21 protein-coding genes are annotated in these 24,077 nt (G+C 74.7%); 5 read left to right on the top strand and 16 right to left on the bottom strand.

The features are described 5' to 3' along the window. Positions 1–8 precede the first annotated feature (8 nt). Positions 9–425: a cupin domain-containing protein gene (locus ACFQ8T_RS07605; protein ID WP_430545943.1), complete on the bottom strand. Its 417-nt coding sequence runs from the start codon at positions 423–425 to the stop codon at positions 9–11. A gap of 219 nt (positions 426–644) precedes the next feature. Here ACFQ8T_RS07605 and ACFQ8T_RS07600 point away from each other — a divergent pair, with 219 nt between their 5' ends. Then, a complete protein-coding gene (locus tag ACFQ8T_RS07600; RefSeq protein WP_430545942.1) occupies positions 645–2,102 on the top strand; it encodes a DUF2252 domain-containing protein in 1,458 nt (485 codons plus the stop codon). Positions 2,103–2,166: 64 nt separating this feature from the next. Here the strand turns inward: ACFQ8T_RS07600 and ACFQ8T_RS07595 are convergent, their stop codons facing one another. Genes ACFQ8T_RS07595 through ACFQ8T_RS07560 form a run of 8 tightly spaced genes read right to left on the bottom strand, consistent with a single transcriptional unit; the run spans position 2,167 to position 13,183 of the window. Further along, the gene (locus ACFQ8T_RS07595) at positions 2,167–2,415 is read right to left on the bottom strand and encodes a DUF2630 family protein (protein WP_430545941.1); all 249 of its coding nucleotides are present in this window, start codon (positions 2,413–2,415) and stop codon (positions 2,167–2,169) included. 44 nt (positions 2,416–2,459) lie between these two features. Next, positions 2,460–2,891 (bottom strand): GNAT family N-acetyltransferase, encoded by a 432-nt coding sequence (locus ACFQ8T_RS07590; protein ID WP_430545940.1) that lies wholly within the window; start codon positions 2,889–2,891, stop codon positions 2,460–2,462. 9 nt (positions 2,892–2,900) lie between these two features. Next, the gene (locus ACFQ8T_RS07585) at positions 2,901–4,229 is read right to left on the bottom strand and encodes a cellulase-like family protein (RefSeq protein WP_430545939.1); all 1,329 of its coding nucleotides are present in this window, start codon (positions 4,227–4,229) and stop codon (positions 2,901–2,903) included. A gap of 5 nt (positions 4,230–4,234) precedes the next feature. Further along, positions 4,235–5,131, bottom strand: a complete 897-nt coding sequence (locus tag ACFQ8T_RS07580; protein WP_430545938.1) for a carbohydrate ABC transporter permease — start codon at positions 5,129–5,131, stop codon at positions 4,235–4,237. After that, positions 5,128–6,063, bottom strand: a complete 936-nt coding sequence (locus ACFQ8T_RS07575) for a carbohydrate ABC transporter permease (protein WP_430545937.1) — start codon at positions 6,061–6,063, stop codon at positions 5,128–5,130. Before ACFQ8T_RS07575 ends, ACFQ8T_RS07580 begins: the two co-directional genes overlap by 4 nt. Beyond that, on the bottom strand, positions 6,060–7,388 hold the full coding sequence (locus ACFQ8T_RS07570; protein ID WP_430545936.1) for an ABC transporter substrate-binding protein: 1,329 nt from the start codon (positions 7,386–7,388) through the stop codon (positions 6,060–6,062). The genes ACFQ8T_RS07575 and ACFQ8T_RS07570 overlap by 4 nt, the downstream gene beginning before the upstream one ends. Beyond that, positions 7,379–9,847 (bottom strand): beta-galactosidase, encoded by a 2,469-nt coding sequence (locus ACFQ8T_RS07565; RefSeq protein ID WP_430545935.1) that lies wholly within the window; start codon positions 9,845–9,847, stop codon positions 7,379–7,381. The genes ACFQ8T_RS07570 and ACFQ8T_RS07565 overlap by 10 nt, the downstream gene beginning before the upstream one ends. A gap of 39 nt (positions 9,848–9,886) precedes the next feature. Next, positions 9,887–13,183: a DUF5107 domain-containing protein gene (locus ACFQ8T_RS07560; RefSeq protein WP_430545934.1), complete on the bottom strand. Its 3,297-nt coding sequence runs from the start codon at positions 13,181–13,183 to the stop codon at positions 9,887–9,889. Between the two features lie 55 nt (positions 13,184–13,238). On the opposite strand from ACFQ8T_RS07560, the gene ACFQ8T_RS07555 reads away from it, so the two are divergent. Next, positions 13,239–14,141, top strand: a complete 903-nt coding sequence (locus tag ACFQ8T_RS07555; RefSeq protein ID WP_430545933.1) for a helix-turn-helix domain-containing protein — start codon at positions 13,239–13,241, stop codon at positions 14,139–14,141. A 3-nt stretch (positions 14,142–14,144) separates the two neighbouring features. Here the strand turns inward: ACFQ8T_RS07555 and ACFQ8T_RS07550 are convergent, their stop codons facing one another. After that, complete coding sequence (locus tag ACFQ8T_RS07550; RefSeq protein ID WP_430545932.1) at positions 14,145–14,633, bottom strand: nitroreductase family deazaflavin-dependent oxidoreductase; 489 nt, start codon at positions 14,631–14,633, stop codon at positions 14,145–14,147. Positions 14,634–14,649: 16 nt separating this feature from the next. Between ACFQ8T_RS07550 and ACFQ8T_RS07545 the strand changes: the two genes are divergently transcribed. Continuing rightward, positions 14,650–15,054 carry a hypothetical protein gene (locus ACFQ8T_RS07545; protein ID WP_430545931.1) on the top strand — a complete coding sequence of 135 codons (405 nt, stop codon included), beginning with the start codon at positions 14,650–14,652 and terminating at the stop codon, positions 15,052–15,054. A 13-nt stretch (positions 15,055–15,067) separates the two neighbouring features. Here ACFQ8T_RS07545 and ACFQ8T_RS07540 read toward each other — a convergent pair whose 3' ends face one another. The 4 genes from ACFQ8T_RS07540 to ACFQ8T_RS07525 are packed head-to-tail and all read right to left on the bottom strand — an operon-like array spanning position 15,068 to position 20,712. After that, positions 15,068–17,536 carry a beta-glucosidase gene (locus ACFQ8T_RS07540; RefSeq protein WP_430545930.1) on the bottom strand — a complete coding sequence of 823 codons (2,469 nt, stop codon included), beginning with the start codon at positions 17,534–17,536 and terminating at the stop codon, positions 15,068–15,070. Continuing rightward, positions 17,533–18,420, bottom strand: a complete 888-nt coding sequence (locus tag ACFQ8T_RS07535; protein ID WP_430545929.1) for a carbohydrate ABC transporter permease — start codon at positions 18,418–18,420, stop codon at positions 17,533–17,535. Before ACFQ8T_RS07535 ends, ACFQ8T_RS07540 begins: the two co-directional genes overlap by 4 nt. Beyond that, on the bottom strand, positions 18,417–19,385 hold the full coding sequence (locus ACFQ8T_RS07530) for a carbohydrate ABC transporter permease (RefSeq protein ID WP_430545928.1): 969 nt from the start codon (positions 19,383–19,385) through the stop codon (positions 18,417–18,419). Before ACFQ8T_RS07530 ends, ACFQ8T_RS07535 begins: the two co-directional genes overlap by 4 nt. Positions 19,386–19,392: 7 nt before the next feature. Further along, positions 19,393–20,712: an ABC transporter substrate-binding protein gene (locus ACFQ8T_RS07525; protein ID WP_430545927.1), complete on the bottom strand. Its 1,320-nt coding sequence runs from the start codon at positions 20,710–20,712 to the stop codon at positions 19,393–19,395. A gap of 196 nt (positions 20,713–20,908) precedes the next feature. On the opposite strand from ACFQ8T_RS07525, the gene ACFQ8T_RS07520 reads away from it, so the two are divergent. Continuing rightward, the gene (locus ACFQ8T_RS07520) at positions 20,909–21,955 is read left to right on the top strand and encodes a LacI family DNA-binding transcriptional regulator (protein ID WP_430545926.1); all 1,047 of its coding nucleotides are present in this window, start codon (positions 20,909–20,911) and stop codon (positions 21,953–21,955) included. A gap of 46 nt (positions 21,956–22,001) precedes the next feature. Here the strand turns inward: ACFQ8T_RS07520 and ACFQ8T_RS07515 are convergent, their stop codons facing one another. Together ACFQ8T_RS07515 and ACFQ8T_RS07510 are read right to left on the bottom strand one after the other, a co-directional pair. Beyond that, on the bottom strand, positions 22,002–22,718 hold the full coding sequence (locus ACFQ8T_RS07515) for a DedA family protein (protein WP_430545925.1): 717 nt from the start codon (positions 22,716–22,718) through the stop codon (positions 22,002–22,004). After that, positions 22,715–23,464: a copper homeostasis protein CutC gene (locus tag ACFQ8T_RS07510; RefSeq protein WP_430546142.1), complete on the bottom strand. Its 750-nt coding sequence runs from the start codon at positions 23,462–23,464 to the stop codon at positions 22,715–22,717. The genes ACFQ8T_RS07515 and ACFQ8T_RS07510 overlap by 4 nt, the downstream gene beginning before the upstream one ends. Before the next feature lie 202 nt (positions 23,465–23,666). Between ACFQ8T_RS07510 and ACFQ8T_RS07505 the strand changes: the two genes are divergently transcribed. Beyond that, complete coding sequence (locus ACFQ8T_RS07505; protein WP_430545924.1) at positions 23,667–23,954, top strand: hypothetical protein; 288 nt, start codon at positions 23,667–23,669, stop codon at positions 23,952–23,954. Positions 23,955–24,077 lie beyond the last annotated feature (123 nt).

The raw sequence follows: 24,077 nt of genomic DNA, 5'->3' as shown, positions 1-24,077 counted from the left end.
GGGGCCGCTCAGACGTCGAGCCACGGTGCGGCGGCGTACTCCTCGTCCGTGACGTGCTCGAGCCACGTGGTCGTGGTCGCCGGGTCGTCGGCGTTCTCGAGCATCGCCAGGTGCTCCATGAAGTCGTCCGGCGACGCGCCGTGCCAGTGCTCCTCCCCCGGCGGGCAGTACACCGTCTCGCCGGGCCGGACCTCGGCGACGACACCGTCGCGCGTGCCGACGAGCGCCACGCCGGACACGACGTGCAGCGTCTGCCCGCGGGCGTGCGAGTGCCACGCGGTGCGCGCCGCGGGCGCGAACCGCACGAGCGCCACGACCATCCGCTGGTCGGCCTCCTGCGGCGTGGCGATCGGGTCGAGCCAGACGTCGCCGGTGAACTGCTCGGGCGGGTTCTTCGTGGTGGCCGGACGGGGGAGCTTCTTCATCGGTGTGCACCTCTCTCGGGGTGAAGGGGGCGTGCCCGTCCCACTGTCCTCCCGCGCCCGCCGGGGTGCCACGACGCGCCGTTCGCTGCCGCCCTCCTGGCCCGGGCACGCTTTCGCCCTCGTTCGTCCTGCGGGCGCTCGGTGGCAGCGTGACGCTGGAAACCCGGCTCCTCACGGCGCGGACGCGGCCAGGACCGACCAGGTGGCGGAGGTGGCCCCATGAGTATCCGACGGGACACGGGCGCGAGCACGGCCGGGGTCACCGAGCCGCCGCCCCCGCCCACCGAGTTCGCGCGCCGCGCAGAGCACGGCAGGAGCGCCCGCCGCCGCGTCCCGAGGTCGTCCCACGCGGGATGGACGCCCCCGCCGGACCGCCCCGACCCGATCGCTCTGCTCGAGGAGCAGGAGACCACCCGGGTACCGGGGCTGGTGCCGATCCGGCACCGGCGGATGATGGTCTCGCCGTTCACCTTCTACCGGGGCGCGGCCCTCCTCATGGCGACCGACCTGGCCCGCACCCCCGTGTCGGGGATCGTCACGCAGGTCTGCGGCGACGCGCACCTGTCGAACTTCGGCGTCTTCGGCACGCCGGAACGGGCGATGGTGTTCGACATCAACGACTTCGACGAGACGCTCCCCGGCCCGTGGGAGTGGGACGTCAAGCGGCTGGCTGCCAGCGTCGAGGTGGCGGGCCGACACCGCGGGTTCGACGCCGACCAGCGTCGCGACATCGACCTCGCCGTCGTGCGGGCCTACCGCGAGCGCATGCTGCGGCTGGGGGAGTCGGGCGTGCTCGAGGGGTGGTACGACCGGCTCGACACGGACCGTGTCGTGGCCTGGGTGGAGGCCGAGCACCGCGCGAAGCGGGTCGGCCGCAAGCAGGTCGACCGGCTGGAGGCCGACCTCGCGAAGGCCCGGACGAAGGACAGCACGCGCGCGACCGCCAAGCTCGTCGAGGTGGTCGGCGGCGAGCCGCGGTTCGCGGCCAGCCCGCCGCTCGTCGTCCCCGTCGAGGACCTCGTACCCCTCGCGCGCGACCGGGAGCGGGCGGAGGACTGGATGCGGCGCCTGATCGCGTCGTACGTCTCGACGCTCCAGCCCGAGCGGCACCCGATGGCGGAGTTCTCCTACGTGCACATGGCGCGCAAGGTCGTGGGCGTCGGCAGCGTCGGCACGCGCGCGTGGGTGGTGCTGCTGCGGGGCCGCGACGAGACGGACACCCTCGTCCTGCAGGCCAAGCAGGCGGAGCGCTCGGTGCTGGAGCGCTTCCTGCCGCCGAGCCGGTACGACAACCATGGCGAGCGGGTGGTGCGCGGGCAGCGGCTCATGCAGGCGGCCGGCGACGTCTTCCTCGGCTGGCAGCGCGTCGCCGGCGTCGACGGCGTGGTCCGCGACTACTACCTCCGCCAGCTCTACGACTGGAAGGGCGGGGTGGACGTCGAGGCGATGGACGCCGCGGGCGCGCGCGCCTACGCCCGGCTCTGCGGAGAGGCGCTCGCGCGGGCGCACGCCCGCTCCGGCGACCGCGTCGCGATCGCCGCCTACCTCGGCCACGGCGACGTCTTCGACCGGGCGGTCGCGGACTTCGCCGCGGACTACGCGGACCAGAACGACCGCGACTACGCCGCCTTCCTGGACGCCGTCGCGTCGGGCCGGCTCGAGGCCGCGGAGGCGTGACGGGCGCGCCCTCGGACGGGCATCGAGCTCTCGACGCACCGGCCCCACGTTCCCGCCCCCGGCTCTACCCGCGGTAGCGCTCCACGACCTCCGCGGGGCGGACCTTCGCCTGGTCCGGGTCGCCGCCGAACTCCCGCGCCGCCTGCCGCTGGCGCAGCAGGTCCCAGCACTGGTCGAGCCGGGTCTCCGTCGCGGCGAGCTCCTCGTGCTCGGTGCTCGCGTCGATCTCGCCCTTACCGAGTCGTTCCCGCAGGTCGCGCTCGCGGGCGATGAGGTCGCTGATGGTCTTCTGGATGTCGCCGTCGGTCGCCATCGTCCGATGCTCTCGCGCCGGGACGTACCCGGCAGCCCGAGGACTCAGGGCCGGTCGGCCAGGACCATCCCGAGGCTGTGCGGCGCGGACTCGACGAAGCCCATGCTGCGGTAGAGCGGACGGCCGGGCGCGTCCGCCATGAGGGTGACGTACGGGTCGGCGGGCGCCCGCTCGGCGATCTGGTCGAGCAACCATCCGAGCACCCGCCGCCCCAGGCCCTGCCGCTGGTGACCGGGCAGGGTCGCCATGTCGGCGACGTGGAAGTACCAGCCGCCGTCGCCGAGCACGCGCCCCATCGCGACGACCTCGCCGGTCGGCCGGTGCCGCACGTGGACGAACGCCCAGCTGTTCGCGAGGGCGTACCCCGCCTGCTCGGGCGTCTTCGGGCTCAGCCCTGAGTCCCGACGCAGCCGCACGTAGGCCTCGACGTCCGGGGCGGTGGGGACGAGCTCGTACGGGTCGTTCGCGTCGGCCATGCGATCACCCTAGGCAGGCTCGCCGCGGATGACGGCGGTGCACTCGCGCTGCAGGTCGGCGTCGAGCCACATGGCGTGCTGCGGCGCCGCGTTGGAGCACACGACGGAGCCCCACGCGCCCACGTCGGCCGCGTGCCGCACGGCGTCGCGGCAGATCTGCGCCCCGACCGGTCCCTCCTCGAACCGGGTGTCGCGCGGGGTGTAGCCCACCCAGCCCTCGCCGAGCACGAGCGGGATCCCGAGCCGTGCGGCGTGGTCCGCGGCGACGCCGATCCACTCCCGCAGCCGCTCGGCCATCGCGACGCGGTGCGCGCCGTACCGCTCGTAGAGCCACCGGTCCACGGCCTGCGGGTCGCACCAGTCGTGCACGTAGATCTCCGCGTGCCCGACGATCGACGCGCGACGCTTCCACTCCTCGTCCGCCGGCGGCGCCCACTCGCCGAGCCGCGGCGCGCCCGGCCGCAGCAGCTCGGCGTCGGCCCGCGCCTGCGGGAAGTCGGCGGGGTCGCCGCGCAGCGCGAACTCGTGCACCAGGTCGTCCAGGACGCCGTAGACGTACGGGTGGACGCCGAGCACCTGGGCGTTGCGCGGCAGCCCCCGCATCGCGGTGACCGGGACGGCGGCGTAGTTCGGGCCGCAGAGCACGTCGGGGTGCCGCGCGGAGAACGCGGCGATGCCGCGCTCGAGACGGTCGCGCAGCTCCACCACCGGGTCCTCGACGCCGGGCAACCCGGCGGTGAGGTGCCCGGCCTGGACCTCGTTGTGCGGCTCGACGTACGCCAGCACGTGGTCGAGCCCTTCGTCCCGCAGCAGGTCCACGAGGTCGGCCATCGCCTCGCCGAGCACGGTGAGACGGTCCTCGGGATCCACGGCCCGGAGGGCGTCGTACCAGGCGCGGTCGGCCGCGAACGCCGGGCTCTGCTGGTACTCCCACGACGACGCGATCACCGTCATGCCGTGCCGCTCCGCGCCGCGGAACAGCTCCAGCAGGTGCGCGCGGGCGTCGATCGTCGTCGGCTCGCGCACGTCGTACCAGCGCACCCGCGACGCGTAGCCCCCGCCGATCGGCCCCAGCCGCAGCGCCGTCGTGCCCAGGCCGGAGCGGAACAGCAGGAACGGCATCGCGCAGACCCGGACCGCGTTGTACCCGAGTTCCGCGGCGCGGGCGAACGCCGCGTCGAGGTCCTCGAAGGGCTCCCCCGGCCCGGTGCGCACGTACCAGGAGAAGTCCCACAGCGTGATCGCCAGCCGTCGGGGCAGGTGCGCGGGCACGGCCGCGCCGGCGGCGGTCATAGTGCCCGGCACCGACCGGTCCGTCACCATCCGGGGTTCCGTCATCTCGCTCATCCCTTCACCGCCCCTGCGGTCAGGCCGTTGACGAGCTGCTTGCGCAGCACGAAGAACACGATCAGCGCGGGGACGGCGGCGAGCACCGACCCCGCCATCACCAGGTCGTACTGCCGCCCCTCGGCGCCGAAAAGCGCCTGCAGCCCGAGCGGCAGCGTGTAGAACTCGGGCTCGGCGATGATCACCAGGGGCCACAGCAGCGTGTTGTACGAGTTGAGGAAGCTCCACACCGCGAGCGCCCCGATCGCCGGCCGCAGCAGCGGCATGACGACGGACACGAACGTCCGCAGCTCGGAGCACCCGTCGATGCGGGCCGCGTCGAGGAGCTCGTCGGGCACCGACTGCTCGGTGTACTGGCGCATCATGAAGATCCCGAACGCCGGCGCCACCCAGGGCACGACGAGCGCGAAGAACGGGTTCGCCAGCCCCAGCTTCGCGACGAGGACGAACAGCGGGACGACGATCACCGCGAACGGGATGGCCAGCGACGAGAACATCACGTCGAACAGCACCCGCTTGCCGCGGAACTCGTACTTGGCGAACCCGAAGCCCGCCAGGGAGCACAGGAAGACGGTGGCGACGGTGCTGACGGCGGCCACGACGGTGCTCATCAGCATCCACCGCCAGAACGGCTGCGTGGCGAGCAGGTTCGCGTAGCTGTCGAGCGTCGCCGGGTCCGGGATCAGCGCGGGCGGGAAAGCGAAGATGTCGCTGCGGTCCTTGAACGACGAGGACAGGGCCCACAGCAGCGGCGCCACGTAGACCACGGTCAGCAGGCCGAGCACCGCGTACAGCGCGACGCGGCCCGGGGGGAAGCGCCGCGGGGCGTGGGCCGCCGGCCCCGCCACGGGGTTGTCGGCGCGGGGTGTCCGCGCGAGGGTCGGTGTGCTCATCGGTTCCTCCCGACGCCGAACGCCCGGGTGCCGATGCGGCCCAGCACGAAGACGATGACGAACATGACGACGCCGGCGGCCGCGGCGTAGCCGAGCTCCTGCCGCTGGAACCCGGCCCGGTAGACGAACATCGAGACGGACAGGGTCGCCTCGCCGGGGCCGCCCTGCGTGAGCAGGAACGGCTCCTCGAAGATCTGCGCGGTGCTCACCAGCATGGTCACGGCGATGAAGGCCGTCACCGGCTTGAGCTGCGGCAGCGTGACGGCGAAGAAGCGGCGCACCACGCCCGCGCCGTCCAGCTCGGCCGCCTCGTGCAGCTCGCGCGGGATGTTCTGCAGGCCGGCGAGGAAGAAGATCGTGAGGTACCCGGTCCAGCGCCACAGCACCAGCACCACCACGACGACGCGCGCCCACCACGGGTCGGTGAGCCACGAGACGCCGCCGAACCCGAAGAGGGCCTCGAGGGTGGCGTTGAGCAGCCCGTACTCGCCGTCGAAGATCAGCCCGAAGATCAGGGCGATGACGATCGGCGAGAGCACCACCGGCATGAAGTACGTGAGGCGGAAGAAGTCCCGCAGCCGCAGCCCCTTCGCGTCGAGGGCCAGCGCGATCAGCAGCGCCAGCGGCAGCACCACGACCATCGCGAACACGGTGTAGAAGGCCGTGTTCGCGAGAGCGGCGCCGAAGCTCGCGTCGCGCAGCAGGCGGGAGTAGTTCGCCAGCCCCACGAACTCGGGACTGCCCAGGCCGGCCCAGTCGGTGAGGCTGAGGAAGATCCCCGCGCCGACCGGCACCACCATGAAGACGGTGAACAGCAGGAAGAACGGGGAGATGAAGAGGTAGGGCGCCCACTGCCGCCGGTTCCCGCGTCGGGGGGCGCGCAGGGCGTCCCGGGTGGCCGTCCCCGTCGACGGCCTGGTCAGGATGCTCACTGCTGCACCTGCCTCTCGTACGTGCGCACCCCGGCCCGCAGCGCCTCCTCGGCACCGACCTGTCCGTTGATGGCGCGCAGGATGGGACCGCCGAGGCTGTCGCGCAGCACCGAGGCGCCCGCGGACTGGTAGAAGAGCGGCATGTCGGCCGCGGCGGCGGAGAAGACCTCGAAGACGCGCTGGCCGCCGAGGTACGGGTCGGTGATCTCCTGGAACTCGGGAGCGTCGTAGAGGTCCACCAGGGTGGGCATGTACGCGCCGGCGAAGTATCGCGCGAGCTGACCCTCCTCGGACAGGTAGGCCCGCTGCAGGAAGTCGGTCGCGGCGTCGGTGCGGGGCTGGTCCTTGAGCACCGCGAAAGCGGTGCCGCCCATCGTGGAGGCGACGTGCCCGCCGCCCGCGAACCGCGGGATCGTGCGGGCGCGCCACAGCCCCTCCTGGTCGGGGGCGTTGGCCTGGAGGCCGTACACCTCGTACCAGTTCGGCATGACGGTCGCGACGAGCCGGCTCCCCTTGAGGGCCGCCGCGGCGGCGCCGCCGTACGGGTCCGCCAGCGCGACGAACGCGCCCGTCCGGACGCCCTCGGCCATGAGCTCGAGCACCTCGACGGCCTCGTCGGACAGGACCGCGAGGTTCCCGTCGGCGTCGTAGAGGTTCCCGCCGCGCTGCAGCAGCAGCTGCGTGAACCCGTTGACGATGGACCCGTTGTCGCCGTTGGCGACCATGCCGATGGCCTGCCCGGTGTCCGCGGCGACCTCGGCCCCGACCTCGAGGAGCTCCTCCCAGGTCCCGACGTCCGCCGGGATCCCCAGCTCGTCGAAGAGGTCGGCCCGGTAGAACATCACCGAGATCGAGTTGTCCGACTCCAGCGCGTACACCTTCCCGTCCACGGTGTACGGCTGGGTCTTCAGCAGCCGGTCGCCCAAGGACGCCGTGAGCGAGGTGAGGTCGACGAACAGGTTCTCCGCGATCCCCGCTCGCATGACGCGCGGGAACTGGTCGATCACCAGCCCGGCCAGGTCCGGCAGCGGCCGCTGCGCGACCGCCTGCGTCACCAGGCGAGAGACGATGTCGGCCGGCGCGACGGACGTGACGTCCACGCCGAAGGTCCACGCGCTGCCGCCGACGACGGCGGCGTCCGTCGCCGCCTGCGTGAAGTAGCTCGCGTAGCCCGGGTCGTGCGTCCACAGCCCCAGGGACACCGCCCCCGCACGGACCGGCGCGGCCGCGGTGGTGGACGAGCAGCCCCCGAGGATCCCGCCGCTCGCGACACCGAGGCCGGCGACGCCGAGCAGCCGCAGCAGGTCGCGCCGGTTCAGGTCCACGACCGTCCCTCCCCCGCGGTGAGCACCACCCGCGCCACCCGCACGACGTCGACCGCCGCGACGGCGATCCCGTCGGGCACGTCGCGCACGGACGGGTCCACCCAGACGCCGGTCGCGGCGCGCCACGGCAGCAGCTCCAGCGTCAGGCCGTCGCGGGCGACGTCGTCGCGCCACGGCGTGAGGTCGACGTCCCAGTCGCGGCCGTGCCAGAAGTGGTCGCTCACGACGACGCCGTGCCCGCGCGGCACGACGGCGCGGCCGACGTCGCCCTTCCACGCGACGCGCAGCAGCGCGCGGTCGACGCCGGCGAGCGCGTCGGCGGGCACGTCCAGGTGCACGCGGGCCGCGCCCGAGTAGTCGGTCGGCGCGCTGAGCCGGCCCATCGGCCCGCCGTGCGCCGGCGCCGGCGGGGCGGGGGCGTCCGGGTGCAGGTCCGTCGCGAGCCGGCGGCGCCCGGCCCCGGGGACGGAGAGCGTCCACGTGGACCAGGGCGTGCCGGTGGCGGCGTCGGCGGTGACGTCGGCGCCCGCGGTCGACGCCGTCAGGGACGGCGGCGCGGGCAGCATCGACACCGTGACCGCCGGCTCCTCCGTGTGCACGACGAGCGCACCGTCGAGCGCGTGCACCGGGGCGTCGGCGAGCACCAGACGCTCGCGCCCGCCGACGTCGAGCCGGTACAGGCGGTTCGCGGAGTCCTCGTCGAGCACCAGGACGTCGACCTCACCGGACGGACCGCGCAGCCCCACGACGGTGCCCGGCCCCGGCTCGCCGACCAGGTCGAGGACGGTCGCGCCGTCCTCGGCGCGCGCCTCCACCGGGCCGCTCGACCCGACCTCGCCACCGCCGTCCCGCTCGAGCACCAGCTCCACCGGGACGCCGTCGGTCGCGACCAGCACGACGAGGTCCCGTCCGACCCCGCCGCCTGTCCCGACGCCTGGCCCGACGTCGATCCGCGTGAGCACCTGCGCCGTCGCGCTGCGCAGCACCAGCCCCTCGCCGAGCGGGTACCGCACCGGCCACGCGACCGAGACGCCCGCAGGCAGGTCGACGGGACGCACGGGCACGGTCACGCTCGCGTCGTCGAGCTCGACGGCGACCTGGACGCCCGGCTGCGGCGGCAGCGGCCGGCGCGCGGGCTGGTACGTGGTGAGGAAGACGTACCCGCGGTGCCCGTCCGACCGTACCGACCAGCGCAGCTCGTCAGCGTCCGCGCTCCCCCCGCCCACCGTCGTGGTCATGGCCGCGAGCGCCGCGCCGTCGGCCTGGAGCCACAGGTGCTGACGGCGCAGCAGGTGGTGGTGACGCCGCACCTGGCCGTGCTCGCCGACGGGGGCGCCGAAGTCGTAGGTGCGGGTGGGCACGTCGTTGGGGTACCCGGTGGCGTGCGACTCCTGCTCCGTGCCCTGCGGCCCGACGCGCTGGGTGCCGCCCGCGTACATGTAGTACCCCTGCCAGACGGAGCCGCTGCCGATCTTCGCGAGCGCGAGCGCCGCGACGTCGTCGGGCGTGACGAGCGGCCGCCGGTGGTAGGCGACGTGCATCCCACCGCCCAGCTCGCAGGTCGCGTACGGCAGGGCGTCGTCGTCCTTGAGCGGGACCGCACCCGGCGCGACGACGATGCCGTCGAGGGCCTCGCGCAGGTCGGCGCCCACGCTGAGGTCGTCGCGCACGGTGCTGTACCGGAAGTGCACGGGCGAGAACGGCGGCCACTCCGTCTCGGCGTCCTCCCAGAACCCGTCCGCGTACGCGCTGTACAGCGGCAGCAGGGTGGCGGGCACCTGCGCCCCGCCCCACCCCGTCGCCGTCCAGACCGGCACCCGCAGGCCCAGCTCCTCGGCGAGGGACCGCAGGGCGGCGAGGTGCTCGGGCTGGTCGTAGAGCTCGTTGTCCACCTGCGCCCCGACGACCGGCCCGCCCTCGGCGTGCGTCAGGCCGTCGAGCTGCGCGACCGCCTGCGCGTAGTAGGCCCGCACCAGCTCGAGGTACGCGGGGTCGTTCGTGCGCGTGGCCAGCCCGCGCTCGACCAGCCAGTCGGGGAAGCCGCCGTACCGTGCCTCGCCGTGCGCCCAGGGCCCCAGCCGCACGACGACGTCGAGCCCGTGCCGGCCGGCCGTCTCGACGAAGGCGCGCAGGTCGAGGTTCCCGTCCCAGCGGAAGTCGCCCGGCGCGGGCTCGTGCGCCTGCCAGAGCACGTAGGTGGCGACGGAGTCCAGCCCACCCGCCTTCGCGTGCCCCAGCACCTCGGACCAGCGCTCGCGCGGGATGCGCGAGTAGTGCACCTCGCCCGTCACGGGGAACCAGGGCAGCCCCGCCCGCTCGAGGTACCGGCTGGTCACCGCCACCGCGTCCGACGCGCCTGGCGGGTCTCCCAGCTCGAGGTGGTCGCGGTGTGGCGGGGACGGGCGGTCGACCCGCACGCGGTGCGTGACGGTCCGTCGGCTGTCGAGGGCGTCGGGCATGGGCTCTCTCCTTCGAGAAGCGGGGTCGGGTCGGGCGGGTCAGGCCGAGGCGGGAGCGGCGTGCCGGTCGAGGGCGGCGAGCTGGTCGCGCAGGGCCCGGACCCGGTCGTCGTGGTCCTCCTGCACGTCGTGGGCGAACAGCAGCATGGCGGGCAGCGACGTCGCGAAGTAGTCGACGGTCGCCCGGCGGCCCGCCTCCTCCTCGACGTAGCGCGCGAGCCCGTCGCGCAGGCGCCGCGCGTCGTCGTCACGGCCCAGCCGGCGCAGCGCGACCACGGAGGCGGCCGTCCGCTCCGAGAACTCCTGGACGGCCATGCCCTCGAAGTCGCCCTGCTGGTCGGCCGCGGTGCGCCAGGCGTCCCGGGCCTCGTCGCCGCGCCCGAGCGCGGCGAGGGCGTCGCCGAGCAGCAGGTGCAGGTCGGCGGTGTTGGCGAGCGGGTGGCGCGCCTCCCCCAGGGACTCCGGGGGCGTCAGGGCCGCGGTGGCGTGCGCCAGCGCGGAGGTGGCGTCGCCGCCGTCCAGGGCCTGGCGGCCGAGGTCCAGGTGCGCGGCGTCCCAGGCGGCCAGCACCCGGCCCTCGCCGCCCTCCCACGGCTGGAAGGCCCGGCCGCCCAGGACGTCGAGCGCCTCGGCCGCGCGGCCGCGCGCGGTGAGCAGCTGCGCGAGCTGGACCGACAGGTCGTCCCGGGCACCGACCAGGTCGGGCCGGTCGAGCAACGTCGCCAGCCGTCGTTCCGGGGGCGTGCCCCGCCGCCCCTCGAGCTGGTCCGCCTCGTAGAGCAGGCGGGCGTCGTCGGGGGCGAGGGCCCGCGCACGGGCGTACCAGCCGGCGGCCGCCGCGGCGTCCCCGCGCACGTTGTACGCCGCGACCCCGAGGTTCCGCAGCACGACGGGGTCGGTCCCGTCGCCCGACGCCGCGACCTCCCAGGCCGCGACCGCGTCCTCGCGCCGGCCCGCCGCGTAGAGGCGGTGGCCGGCCAGCCCGGCCACGAGCGGGTCCTGCGGCCACGCCCGGCGCAGCCGCGCGAGGGCGTCGTCGTCCGTGGCGGCCGGGAACGCCCAGTCGCGCGGGGCGCGCCGGGCCCGCGCGAGCGCGTCCGCCGCGGCCGCCCGGTCGCCACGGGCCAGCTCCAGGTCGGCGCGGTGCAGCAGGGCGAGGGCCCGCACGTCCCGCTGCCCGCGGGGGGACGGGCGCGTCGCGACGTCCTCCAGCAGCCCGACGGCGGCCGCCGCCTCTCCCGCCGACGCGTGCTCCAGCGCGACGTCGAGCGCGATGGTCGGGTCGGAGGTCGGGCCGACCGGGACGGCGAGCCCGAGCCGGGCGCCGAGGTCGCGCGCCCACGCGTCGAGGGGGTCGACGGCGAGCGTCCCGCGCACGAGGTCGCGGGCGCGCGCCGCGTCCCCGGTCCGCTGGGCGGCGACCGCCGCGAGGTTGCGCCCCTGCACGTGCTCGGGGCTGCGGCGCAGCAGCGCGTCCAGCTGCTCCGCGGCCTCGGCGTCGCGCCCGTCGGCGAGGTCGAGGCGAGCCGTGGCGACGGCCGCGGCGTCCCGCCACGCCTGGTCCCAGGACGCCGGCCCCAGCGCCTCGCGCGCCTCGGCCGCGCGGCCCTGCCGGGCGAGGACCACGCCCAGCCGGTAGTGCGCCTCGCCGTCGCGCGGGTTGGGGTTGCGCGCCGTGAGCCGCGCGACGGCGGTACGCAGCAGCCGCTCGGCCTCGTCGAGCCGGCCCGCGCGCGCCCGCCGCGCCGCGAGCGCCGTCGCGCACCGCGCATCCCCCGGGTCGCGGCGCAGCGCCTCCGCCCAGTACGGCTCCGGCGAGCGCGTCGCGTGCCGGTACTGCTCCAGGTGCAGCCCCGTGACGTACAGCTCGTCGACGGAGCCGATCTCCGCCGGCGCGGGCGGCTCGGTGGCCGGCGCCGGCACCGGGGCGTCGGGAGCCGCGGCGGCCCGCGGACGCCAGGCCACCAGGGTCGCGCCGGCGTGCTCCACGACCAGCTCGTAGGCGCTGGGGTCGACGCCGGCGGGGCCCGTCAGCCCGCGGACCAGCGGCGCGCCGGGCGCGAGGTCGGCGAGCTCGTCCAGCAGCACCTCGCCGCCGGCGCGCAGCACGACCCGCGCCCCGGGCCGCGGGGACGTCGCCGCGACGCCGACGCGGACCGCCGTGCCCTCGACGTCGAGCCGGACGGCGGCCTCCCGCGTCGCCTGGTGCACCGGGCCGACGTCCTGGATCGGGTACCAGTACTGCGAGAAGGCCGTCGTCTCGCCCGGGCGCAGGAACGCGAAGTCGGGCTGGTTGTCGGTGAAGACGCCCGCCATGAGCTCCACGTACGGGCCGTTCGTGTCGGTGAGGTGCCGGTCCCAGGCCCAGCCGAACGGCGCGTTCCCCCACGTCCACATCTTCTTGCCGGGCGAGACCCGGTGGTCCGCCCAGTGCACGAACCCGGCGCTGGCGGCGTGGTCGTAGCCGCCGAAGAAGTCGTCCTGGGAGCCGAGGCACATGTACGACGTCGGTACGGGGATGTTGCGGTACCGGTCCAGGCGGTCGCCGTCGGGGCGCTCCGGGGTGCGCTGCGCCGGGTAGTCGACGCCGTAGTAGCGGCCCGACGCCGCGGGGAAGGTGGTGACGGCGCGCTTGGCGTGGTCGGCGACGACGGCGACGTCGGTCGGGAAGAACGCCTGGTAGTCGTCGTGCACCGCAGCGGCGACGTTGGCCCACCACAGGAACGTCTGCACGTCGTCGGTCCGGTTGACGAGCCGCACCCGCAGCTCGACGAGCGCGCTGTCCGGGCGCAGCCGCACGCCGTGCATCCCCTGCATGCGCGCGAACGGGTCGTGGTCGGAGCACCACGCCGTCACCGCCCCGTCCGGCTCGTGCTCGACCCACGCCTCCGTCGGGAGGAACGTCGCGGGGCGGTGGTGCTGCGGCCAGTTCAGCTCGACGCCGCCCGAGAGCCACGGCCCGAGCAGGCCGACCAGCGCCGGCTTGATGACGTCGTTGCGGTAGAAGAAGTCGTAGCCGCGCGTGCGGTCCACGCCCACGTGGATGCGCCCGCCGAGCTCGGGCAGCACCATGAGGCGTACGTACGCGTTCTCGAGGTGGATCGCGTCCCACTCGCGGGGTGCCTTGGTCTGCTCGACGCGGTCCACGAACGGCATCGGGTACACCGCCCCCGACGACCCCTGGTACACCCGCTGGTCCAGGTATGCCGGGTACCGGTCCGGCTCGCCGACGTCATACGTGTCGATGGACACCGGCTCGCGCCACCCGCGCACGGGCCGGTCGGCGAGGCTGTCCGGGGCGGACGGCAGGACGATCCGCGACTCTTCTCCTGGCATGCGACGAACGTAGGCCGCTTGACGGCGCCGCACGATGGGCGATTCCCTGGCGCACATGGACGAAACGACGGTCGAGCGCACGGTCGAGAGCGGCGGCGCGCTGCGCGACGGCTTCGCCGGTCAGCGCATGGTCGTCGTGCCGCGCCCGACGGTCCGCACGGCGCTCGCGCGCCCGGTGACGGGCCGGCTCGTGGTGACGGACGCCGGGTTCTTCCCGCACGCCGCCCGCCACGGGCGGTCGCGACCCGACGGCGCCCGGGAGCACGTCCTGCTCGTCTGCACCGACGGCGCCGGCTGGTGCCGCACACCGGACGGCCGGTTCGACGTCCGGCCCGGGGACGTGGTGCTCGTGCCGGCCGGGACGCCGCACGAGTACGCCGCCGCCGAGCGCGACCCGTGGACCCTCTGGTGGCTGCACGCGGCGGGCCGGGACGCCGACGAGCTCGCGGGTGCCGCCCGCGCCGCCGCGGGCGGACCGGTCTCCCACCTGCGTGACCCGGCCGCCCTCGCCAGCCTCGTCTCGCAGGTCATCGACGCGCTCGACGACGGCACGGCGGGCGGCCTGGTCCGGGCCGCGGGGGCGGCGTGGCACGCGCTCGCGCACGTCGTCGCGACCGGGCGGCGTTCCCCTGGGCCGTCCCCCGACCCGGTCGAGCGGGTCGTCGAGCACCTGCGGGCGACGACGCCGCACCGCACGTCGGTCGGGTCGCTCGCGGCGATGGTCGGCCTCAGCCCGTCCCAGCTCGGGGCGCGCTTCCGCGCTCGGGTGGGCACGTCGCCGCTGCAGTACCAGACCGGGCTGCGGCTCGCGCGGGCCCGCGAGCTGCTCGACTCCACCGACCTGCCCGTCGCCGCCGTCGCGCAGGCGTGCGGCTACGACGACGCGCTGTACTTCTCGCGCCGGTTCGCCCGCACGCACGGGGTGTCGCCCACCGCGTACCGGGCTCGGGGCGCCTGACCGTCAGCCCGCCCGCTCGAGCACGAACAGTCGCACCACCCGCCCGGACTCACGCTCGTAGGCGCGGTACCCGGGCCACTGCGCCTCGATGCGCGCCCACAGCGCGTCCCGCTCGCCGTCGTCGGTGACGGGTGTCGCGCGGACGTCGAAGCGCCGGCCGCGGATGCTGACGGCGGCGTCCGGGTGCGCGAGCAGGTTGTACGTCCACGCGGGGTGCCGGTCGCGCGCGAACGACGTGCCCGCGACCACGAGCCGCCCGCCGCCCACGGGCGTGTACATGAGGTAGGCGTCGCGCGGCTCGCCGGACCGGGCCCCGACGGTGTGCAGCACCAGCGAGGGCACCAGCACGGCGGAGAGCTGGAACCGGCCGCGCGTGAGCCGCGCCAGCGCGCGCTCCAGGGGCGGCATTGCGGCGGGGGCGACGGCCCGGAACGCGCGCGTCCGGGTGATCGGCGCGACGACGGACCGGACGACGTGCAGCAGGCGGGCCATGCCTCATTCTGGGGTGGTGCCCCCGCCACGGTGGTCCGTACGCGCCCTGGGAGTGGTGCGCCTGCTCTGGATGGCCGGGTTCCTCGTGGGCACCGCGACCCACGTGGTCGACCTGGTGCTGGGAGGCGCCGACGTCTACGCCGGGTTCCCCGCCGGCGTCCGCGCGTTCTGGGTGGCGCTGACCCTTGTCGACCCGCTGGTCGTGGCGCTGCTCCTGCTGCGCCGTCGGGCCGGGGTGGTCCTGGGCGTGGTGGTGATGGTCGCGGACGTCGCGGTGAACGGGACCGTGCTCGCCACCACCGGCGAGGGCCTGGCGGGCCTCGTGCCGCAGTCGCTGTTCGGCGTGTTCGTGCTGGTCACGGCAAGGCCGCTCGCCGCACGGTTCCGTGCGGCGAGCGGCCGGGTGCCGGAGGCGGGCTGACCCGCAGCGACCGTCACGCCACGGTGGACGTCACCACCCGCGGGTCGCCGACGGTCACCTCGTAGGTGTCGCCGGTGACGACGAGCGTCGCGCGCCGCGTCGCCGTCCCCGGCAGGTCGCGCTTCTCCGAGCGGCGGGCGCTGGTGATGGCGCCGCCGGTGGCGTGCTGCACGTCCTCGGCCTCGGCGTCGGGCGTGGCGGCCACGTGCGCCCCCACCCACACCTCGACGTCGCCCGGCTCGACGACGCGCACGAGGCGGCGGTCGGCGAAGGCGAGCCGCGTCGTCGGCACGTCGAACGTCACGACGACGGACTCCCCCGGCTCGAGCGCCACACGGCGGTACGCGAGCAGCTGCGCGACGGGCCGGGTCACGGACCCGATGACGTCGCGCCCGTAGAGCTGCACGACGTCCGAGCCGGCGACGGTCCCGGTGTTGGTCACCCGGACGGCGGCTGCGAACGTGCCGCCCGCGCCGACCTCGCCGTCGACGGCCAGGTCGGTGTACGCGAACGTCGTGTACGACAGGCCGAAGCCGAACGGCCGCAGCGGGGTCGAGTCGGTGGACGTCACGTCGGACGGACCGCCGAGCACTGGGTGCAGGTACGAGTACGGCTGCGCCCCGGCCGACCGCGGCAGCGACACCGGCAGGCGGCCCGACGGGTTCACCGCGCCGGCGATCGCCGCGGCGACGGCCGTGCCGCCCTCCTCGCCGGGGAAGAACGCCTGGAGCACCGCGCCCGGGCGGCGGTCGTCGGAGTCCCCGGCGACGTCGAGCGCCCAGTCGATCGCGTACGGCCTGCCGCTGAGCACCACCATGACGACCGGGGTGCCGGTGGCGAGCACGGCCTCGACGAGCCCGCGCTGCACGCCGGGCAGCTCCAGCGACTCCGCGTCGTTGCCCTCGCCCACGGTCCCGCGGCCGAACAGGCCCGCGTGGTCGCCCACGACGACGACGGCGACGTCCGCCGACGACGCGGCGGCGACCGCCTCGGCGAAGCCGGACGTGTCCTCGCCCTCGACGTCGCAGCCCGCGGCGTGCACGAGCTCGGGCTGCGGCAGGCCCGCGGTGCGGAACGCGCCGCCGAGCGACTCGAACACGGTGGGGATGTGGAAGCCCTTCGGCACCTCGGGGTGGTGCGCCAGCACGTGGTTGGCGAACGAGTAGCAGCCCATGAGCGCGTCGCTGCGGTGAGCGTTGGGGCCGACGACGGCGACGCGCGACGGCGCGGCGCTCCACCCCGTCAGCGGCAGCACGCCGTCGTTGCCGAGGAGCACGAGCGACTCCTCCGCCAGGCGGCGCGCCACGTCGCGGTGGGCGGGCGAGTCCAGGTCGACCACGGCGGGCGGCTCGCCGGCGAAGGCGTCGTCGTCGAGCAGGCCGAGCTCCTCCTTCTGCGCGAGGGCGCGCAGCACGGCGCGGTCCACGTACCGCTCGTCCAGGCCGCCCGCGCGGACGACCTCCGCGAGCGGCTCGAGGTACGCGTCGCCCGACGGCAGCTCGACGTCGAGGCCGGCCGCGAGCGCCTGCGCGGCCGCCTCTCCGCGGTCGGCGGCGACCCGGTGCATCACCTCGAGGAACGCGACGCCGAAGTAGTCCGCGACGACGGTGCCGTCGAAGCCCCACTCGTCGCGCAGGATCCCAGTGAGGTGCTCCGGGCTGGCGTGCATCGGCACGCCGTCGACGTCGACGTACGACGCCATGACCGACCGCACGCCGCCGTCGCGCACCGCCATCTCGAACGGCGGCAGGAAGACGTCGGCCATCTCGCGCGGCCCCGCCGAGACGGGCGCGTGGTTGCGCCCGGCGCGCGACGCCGAGTACCCGACGAAGTGCTTGAGCGTCGCATGCACGCCGGCGTCCTGCAGGCCTCGCACGTACGCGGTGCCGACCGTGCCGACGAGGTACGGGTCCTCGCCGATGCACTCGTCGACGCGGCCCCAGCGGGGGTCGCGCACGACGTCGAGCACGGGCGCGAGGCCCTGGTGGATGCCGAGCTCCCGCATGGACCGCCCGATGACGTCGCCCATCTCGGCCACGAGGTCGGGGTCGAACGACGCGCCCCAGGCGAGCGGCGTGGGGAACGTCGCCGCCTTCCACGCGGACAGGCCCGTGAGGCACTCCTCGTGCACGAGGGCGGGGATGCCGAGCCGCGTCTCGCGCCGGAGCCGCTGCTGCTCCGCCCACAGCCAGGCGGCGCGCTCCGCCGGGTCCACCGGCCGCGTGCCGTAGACCCGGGTGTAGTGGCCGATGCCGTGCCGGGTGACCTCCTCGAGGCGGCCGCCGTCGCCCGCGGCCATCTCGCCCTGCATGGGGGCGACGACGTCGCCGCCCTGGTCGAGCCAGTAGCCGACCAGCTGCGCGAGCTTCTCCTCCAGGGTCATGCGGGCGTGCAGCGCGGTCACGCGCTCGGACACCACGGGCAGCGCCGGCAGCTCCGGCACCGTGGGGACAGGGTGGGTCACGTGCTCTCCTTGGGTCATCCCTTCACGGCTCCCTGCAGGCCGTTCACGATGCGCTTCTGCATCGCGAGGAAGAACACCAGCGCAGGGATCATCGCCAGCGTCGTGAAGGCGAACACGCCCGCGGTGTCCGCCGAGTGCTCCGAGGAGAAGTCGGCGACGCCGAGGGGCAGCGTCCGCATGTCGCCCTGCAGCAGCAGCAGGGGCAGGAGGTAGGCGTTCCAGGAGCCGACGAACGCGAGCACGCCGACGGTCACCATCCCCGGCCCGGACAGGGGCAGCAGGATCCGCCAGAAGAACCCGATGCGGCTGGCGCCGTCGAGCTGCGCCGCCTCCTCGAGCTCGGTGGGCAGCGCCTGGAGGAACGGGCGCAGGATGACGACCGTCATCGGCAGCGCGAACGCCGCCTGCGGCAGCGCCACCCCCCACCAGGTGTTGCCCATGTGGTAGTTCTGCGTGATCAGGATGAACAGCGGGATGATCGCCACGGTCGCGGGGAACAGCAGCCCGATCACGAACACCATGAACAGCGCCTCGCGCCCCTTGAAGCGGTACCGCGCGAGGGGGTAGGCGGCCATGATGCCGAACACCACGACGACGGCGGTCGTGACGACGGCGATGATCGTGGAGTTGAGGAAGTAGCCCCAGAACGGCGAGTCGGCCGAGAGCACGCCGGCGTAGTTGTCCCACACCCACGGGCTGGGCAGGCCGGCCGGATCCTCCGCGAGCTGGGCGTTGGTGCGGAACCCGCCCAGCACGCCGTACAGCACCGGCCCGAGCGTCACCGCCACCACGACCAGCGCGATCGCGTAGACCAGCGGGTTCCCGCCGGAGAACGTCGTCCTGCGGCCGCCGCGGGCGGGGGCAGGGCCGGACGTGCGGGCGGGGGTCGTCACGGCGCTCATCGGCCGCCCTCCTTGCTGTCGCGGCTCAGGATGAACTTCTGGTACGCGAGCGCGAGCACCAGCGCGATGACGAACAGCACCACGGAGGCGGCGCCGGCGATGCCGAAGTTCTGCCGCTTGGTGCCCTCGTTGACGAGGAACGTCGCCATGGTCGTCGTGGCATTGGCGGGCCCGCCGCCGGTGAGGATCCACACCATGTCGAAGAGCTGGAGCGAGCCGATCATCGACAGGAAGCCCCACGTGCGCATGGTCGGGCCGAGCAGCGGGATGGTGATGCGCCGCTGCACCTGCCACCAGGAGGCGCCGTCGAGCTGGGCGGCCTCGTAGAGCTCCTGGGGCACGCCCTGCAGCCCCGCGAGGAAGAGGATCACGGCGAGGCCGAGGTACTTCCAGGTGAGCACCACGAGCACGGTCCACAACGCGTACTCGGGCGTGCCGAGGAAGCCCTGCTCGGGCCCGTGCAGGCCCACGGCGGCGAGCATCGTGTCGATGACGCCGTACTCCGGCTGCAGCAGCTGGAACCACACGACGCCGGCGATGACCTCCGCCAGCACGTACGGCACGAAGATGATGGTGCGCAGCAGGCCCTGGCCCCACATCTTGCGGTTGAGCAGCAGCGCGATCGCGAGCCCCAGCGGGAGCTGCAGCAGGATCGAGCCCACCACGATGACGAGGTTGTGCACGACGGCGTCCGTGAAGACCTCGTTGGTCAGCACCGACACGTAGTTGCGCAGGCCGACGAAGTCGACCATCGGCCCGAAGCCCTTCCACCTGTACAGCGACATCTGCACGGCGGTGGCCACGGGGACGACGACGAACGCGACGAGCAGCGCGAGCGCCGGCGTCACGAACAGGGCGATCTCCGCCCGCTTGCGCCACACGGCGGACCTGCCGCGGCGCTCCGGACGGCGGTCCGCCGACCGTGCCGGGGCACGGTCGGCGGACCGGACTGCGGTGTCCGTCATCGTCCGGTCACTGGTCCGCTTCCGCGGCGGACTGCACCGCGTCGACGACGTCCTGCGGGGTCGCCTTGCCGGCGAACTGCAGGGCGATCGCGTCGTTCATCGCGCCACCCACGGACGCGCCGAGCAGCGTGTCGAGGTAGAGCTGGATCTCCGGCGCGCTGTCACGCACCTCCAGCAGCTCCGCCAGGGCGGGGTCGGAGACCTTCTCCGAGGCCGTCGGGTTGGTCGGCAGGCCCATGTCGAGCTCGGCGAAGCCCTGCTGGACCTCGTCGCTCAGGAGGTACTGGGCGAAGTCGACCGCGACGTCGGGCGCGTCCTTCGACACGGCCCAGGCGTCGCCGCCGCCCATCTGGGCGCCGTCGGTGCCCTGCTGGCCGTCGATCGAGGGGTAGGAGAACCAGCCCGTGTCGTCGCCGAGGCCCGACCCGTCCTCCGTGAGCCCCTGCATGACGCCGGGCTCCCAGTGTCCGGCCAGCTCCATCGCGACCTTGCCCGAGGCGAGCAGGCCGGAGGCCGACGTCGCGCCGGTCTGGGCCGGGGTGGTGAGGAAGCCCTTGTTGAACGGCTCCGTGGCGAGCAGCTCGTCGAGCGTCTCGCCCGCCTTGACGAAGCACGGGTCGGAGTAGTCGACCGAGGTGACCGCGGTGTCGAGGGCGTCGGCCGAGCACTGGCGGATCACGTTGTAGTACCAGTAGTGCGCGGCGGGCCACTTGTCGCCCGCACCGACCGAGGCCGGCGTGATGCCCGCGGCCTGCAGCTTGTCGAACGCGGCGTAGAGCTCGTCCATCGTGGTCGGGGTCTCGGTGATCCCCGCCTTCTCGAACAGCGACTTGTTGTACCAGAAGCCGACGACGCCCATGGAGAACGGCAGCGCGTACGACGCGCCGTCCACCTGGAAGCCGGACATGTACGGCTCGATGGTGCTGATCGTGTCGGCCGCCGGCTCCGACAGGTCCTTGAGCAGCCCGGCCTCGACGTGGTCGGCGAGCTCGCCGCCGCCGCGCTCCATGAACACGTCGGGCGCGTCGCCCGCCTGGAAGGCGGCGTCGAGCTTGGTGAGCATGTCCTCGTGGGCCATGGCGCTGACCTCGACGGTCGTGCCGGGGTGGTCCTTCTCGAAGTCGGCGGCGACCTTGTCGTAGTACTCCTTGCCGTCGCCGGTGTTCGAGTTGTGCCACCACGTGATCGTGCTGGCGTCGGCGCTGCTGCCGCCGTCGTCGCTACCCTGCGACCCGGTGCCCTGGCCCGCGCAGGCGGCGCCCAGGAGCGCCACGGTGGTCCCGAGCGCGACCGCGGTGGCGCCGCGCATGATCCTCGTCCTCGTCATCATCGATCCCTTGTCCTCGTCGACGGGCACGGCAGCGACGCTGCCGCGAGGTAGGAGTGTTCCTGGCATGAGAGTGGCAGGCCGACCGGCTCACCGTCAATCGTTGTCGATAACGATTTCGAAACCTCACCCGTCGTCGCCTCCGAGGCCGAGAACGCCGCGTGACCGTCGCCCGCATGGCGCATACTGTCGACTCGTGAGCACCGCCGCCGACCCGTCCAGGGGTCCCCCCGCGCCCGTCGCCGGGCGCGTCACCATCTCCGACGTCGCGCGCGTCGCCGGCGTCTCGGTCGCCACCGTGTCGAAGGTCGTCAACAACCGGTACGGCGTGGCCGCCGTGACGTCCGAGCGGGTGCTCGCCGTCGTCGAGGAGCTCGGCTACGAGTCCTCCCTGGTCGCCCGCAGCCTGCGCCGCACCAGCACCAACGTCATCGGCGTGCTCGTCGCCGAGTTCGAGCCGTACTCCACCGAGCTGCTCAAGGGCATCTCGGCCGCCGTCGACGGCACCGGCTACGAGCTCCTCGCCTACGCCGGCCGCACCGACGGCGGCGCGCGCACGGGCTGGGAGCGACGGTCGCTGTCGCGGCTGGCCGGCACCCTGGTCGACGCGGCGATCGTCGTGACGCCCACCATGGTGATGTCGGCGGACTCCCCCGTGCCCGTGGTCGCCGTCGACCCGCACACCGGGCCCGAGGGCACCCCCACCGTCGACTCCGACAACACGACCGGCGCGCGCGAGGCCGTCGAGCACCTCATCGACCTCGGCCACCGACGGATCGCGCACCTGGGCGGCCGCGCCGACCTCGAGTCGGCCCGCCTGCGCGAGCTGGGCTACCGGCAGGCGCTCGAGGGCGCCGGCATCGCCGTCGACCCCCTGCTCATCAAGGTCGGCGGCTACCGGCCGGACCTCGCCGACGCGCCCGTGCGCACCCTGCTCGACCGGCCGGACCGGCCCACCGCCGTGTTCGCCGCGAACGACCTGTCCGCCATCCACGTGCTGGGCGTCGCCGCCGAGCTCGGCCTGCGCGTCCCCGAGGACCTGTCCGTCGTCGGCTTCGACAACATCCCCGAGTCCTGGGGCAGCGCTCCCCCGCTCACCACCGTCGCGCAGCCCCTGCACCGCATGGGCGCCGAGGCGCTCCGCATGGTGCTCGACCTCCTCGAGGGCACCGCCCGCGAGCGGCACCTCCGCCTGCCCACGTCGCTCGTCGTCCGCGCCTCCACGGCGCCCCCGCCGAGGTAGTACGGGAGCCCGTACTACCTCGCGGTGATACGAACTGCCTCGGCCGTCAGCGGGCGCGCCCGTGCCGGCGCTCGGGCTCGCGCGGACCGCGGCGGGCGAGGTGGCGCTGCCGCAGCCGCACCACCACGAACCAGAGCACGAGCAGCCCGATGACGACGAGCACGGCGTTCGAGATGATGCCGCTCCACCGCGCCAGCACGGGCTCGATGGCGGGGCCGAAGGCGTAGCCGAGCCCCACCCAGATGCCGTTCCACACGCCGGAGCCGATGGCGGTGTACAGCGTGAACGACCAGAACGGCATGCGCTCGATGCCCGCGGGGATGGAGATGAAGCTGCGCACGAGCGGCACGCAGCGCCCCACCAGGACCGCGATGCGCCCCCACCTCGCGAAGAAGGCCTCGGCCTTGTCGAAGTCGGAGCCGTCCATGAGGGGGATGGCGTCGACGATCGCCCGGGTGCGGTCGCGCCCGAGCAGCCACCCCAGGTACCACCAGACCCAGGCGCCGACGACGGCGCCGATGGTGGCGGCGAGGATCGCCAGCCAGGCGTTCATCTGCCCGTCGTACGCGAGGAAGCCGGCCGCCGGCAGCACGGCCTCGGACGGGATGGGCGGCACGAACGTCTCGATGAGGACGGCGGCGCCGACGCCGATCTCGCCGAGCGTGGTCATCAGGCCCAGCACCCAGCCGATGAAGCCGTCGTAGCCCTCCGCCGGGTCGGTGGCGGAGGCGGCGACCGCGGCGGCCTGCGCGAGGCCGGTCATGCGCCCGCCCCGGCGTCGCTCGTCGCAGCGAGCGCGGCGTCGAGGGCGGCACGGGTCGCGGCCACGACCTCGGGGTCGGTCACGTCGTAACCGCTGCTGCCGCCGCCCCCGGGCCCGCCGTCGGCGACCACCGTGCGCTTGGCGGAGAGGTGGACGGCGTGCACGCCCGCGCCGACGAGGGCGGGGACGTCGTCCAGGCGGACGCCGCCGCCGGCCATGACCTCGACGCCGAGCTCGCGGCCGCGCGTCGCGAGGGCCGCCAGGACGTCGAGGGCCTCGCCGGCCCGCGGGGCGCCGCCGGAGGTGAGGACGCGGCGCACGCCCGCGCGCGCGAGGACGTCGAGGACGGCGACCGGGTCGGGCACCTGGTCGATCGCGCGGTGGAACGTGACGTCCGCGCCGCCGGCCGCGGCCACGAACGCCGCGAGCGCCGCGGCGTCGACCGCGCCGTCCGCCGTCATGGCGCCGACGACGACGCCGTCCGCCCCGGCGTCGAGCACCGCGCGCACGTCGCGCACCTGCACGTCGACCTCGTCGGCCGCGAAGACGAAGCCCCCGGCCCGCGGGCGCACCAGCACGTGCACGCCGACGCCCGAGCCGCGCAGCGCGTCGGCGACGGCGGCGACCATGCCGGTCGACGGGGTGAGCCCGCCCGTCCCGGCGAGGGCGGCGCACAGCTCGAGGCGGTCCGCGCCGCCCGCCACGGCGTCGCGCGCGCCCGCGACGTCCTGCACGGCGATCTCCAGGGCGACGCTCGCCGAGCGGGAGCCCCGGCCGGTGACGGGCGCAGGAACGGGTACGGGTGCGGTCGAGGGGCCGACGAGCGCCGGAACGGGCGCTGCATCGTGCGGGCGATCGGTCACGGCCGCGAGTCTACGGGGGCACAGGTGTCCGGGACCGGTGCGACCTGTGACGAGACGGTGCCCGTGGGGATGACAGGATCGCCGGGTGCCCTCCTACCGCGTGAGCCTCGCCGTCGGACTGCTGCAGCCTGGGGTGGACCCCGCCGACGTGCTGCCCGCCGCGGCCGACGCGGCGCGCGAGCTCGTCACCGTCGAGGCGTACGACGTCGGCGTGGTGCGGGGCCGGGCACGCATCACGGTCCGCTTCACCGCGGACGACGACGCCGCCGCGCACCGCGTGGCGGACGCCGTCCACGACCGCGTCGACGCGCTGGCCGACACCTTCGGCGGCACGCTCACCCGGCGGTGGGGCGGCCGCTGGCAGCCCGCCTGACGCGTCCCCTACGCATCGAGCGTGGGGGGGGTTATTGTAAAAAAGGGGGGTTTTTGTATAAGGAGAAAGGCAGGGTTTGGGCGGGCGGGGGGGGGGGGAGGTGGCCGGAGAGCGCCGCCCCGA

This window comes from Isoptericola sp. NPDC056618, from assembly GCF_042792715.1.
Taxonomy (GTDB): Bacteria; Actinomycetota; Actinomycetes; order Actinomycetales; family Cellulomonadaceae; genus Isoptericola; species Isoptericola nanjingensis.
Note: the sequence above shows the minus strand (reverse complement) of the source record. Positions and strands in the feature narration are given on the sequence as shown.

Coding starts and splice junctions, on each gene's coding strand:
- ACFQ8T_RS07605 (WP_430545943.1), bottom strand. CDS start 425: ATGAAGAAGCTCCCCCGTCCGGCCACCACGAAGAACCCGCCCGAGCAG.
- ACFQ8T_RS07600 (WP_430545942.1), top strand. CDS start 645: ATGAGTATCCGACGGGACACGGGCGCGAGCACGGCCGGGGTCACCGAG.
- ACFQ8T_RS07595 (WP_430545941.1), bottom strand. CDS start 2,415: ATGGCGACCGACGGCGACATCCAGAAGACCATCAGCGACCTCATCGCC.
- ACFQ8T_RS07590 (WP_430545940.1), bottom strand. CDS start 2,891: ATGGCCGACGCGAACGACCCGTACGAGCTCGTCCCCACCGCCCCGGAC.
- ACFQ8T_RS07585 (WP_430545939.1), bottom strand. CDS start 4,229: ATGACGGAACCCCGGATGGTGACGGACCGGTCGGTGCCGGGCACTATG.
- ACFQ8T_RS07580 (WP_430545938.1), bottom strand. CDS start 5,131: ATGAGCACACCGACCCTCGCGCGGACACCCCGCGCCGACAACCCCGTG.
- ACFQ8T_RS07565 (WP_430545935.1), bottom strand. CDS start 9,847: ATGCCCGACGCCCTCGACAGCCGACGGACCGTCACGCACCGCGTGCGG.
- ACFQ8T_RS07560 (WP_430545934.1), bottom strand. CDS start 13,183: ATGCCAGGAGAAGAGTCGCGGATCGTCCTGCCGTCCGCCCCGGACAGC.
- ACFQ8T_RS07555 (WP_430545933.1), top strand. CDS start 13,239: ATGGACGAAACGACGGTCGAGCGCACGGTCGAGAGCGGCGGCGCGCTG.
- ACFQ8T_RS07550 (WP_430545932.1), bottom strand. CDS start 14,633: ATGGCCCGCCTGCTGCACGTCGTCCGGTCCGTCGTCGCGCCGATCACC.
- ACFQ8T_RS07540 (WP_430545930.1), bottom strand. CDS start 17,536: ATGACCCAAGGAGAGCACGTGACCCACCCTGTCCCCACGGTGCCGGAG.
- ACFQ8T_RS07535 (WP_430545929.1), bottom strand. CDS start 18,420: ATGAGCGCCGTGACGACCCCCGCCCGCACGTCCGGCCCTGCCCCCGCC.
- ACFQ8T_RS07530 (WP_430545928.1), bottom strand. CDS start 19,385: ATGACGGACACCGCAGTCCGGTCCGCCGACCGTGCCCCGGCACGGTCG.
- ACFQ8T_RS07525 (WP_430545927.1), bottom strand. CDS start 20,712: ATGACGAGGACGAGGATCATGCGCGGCGCCACCGCGGTCGCGCTCGGG.
- ACFQ8T_RS07515 (WP_430545925.1), bottom strand. CDS start 22,718: ATGACCGGCCTCGCGCAGGCCGCCGCGGTCGCCGCCTCCGCCACCGAC.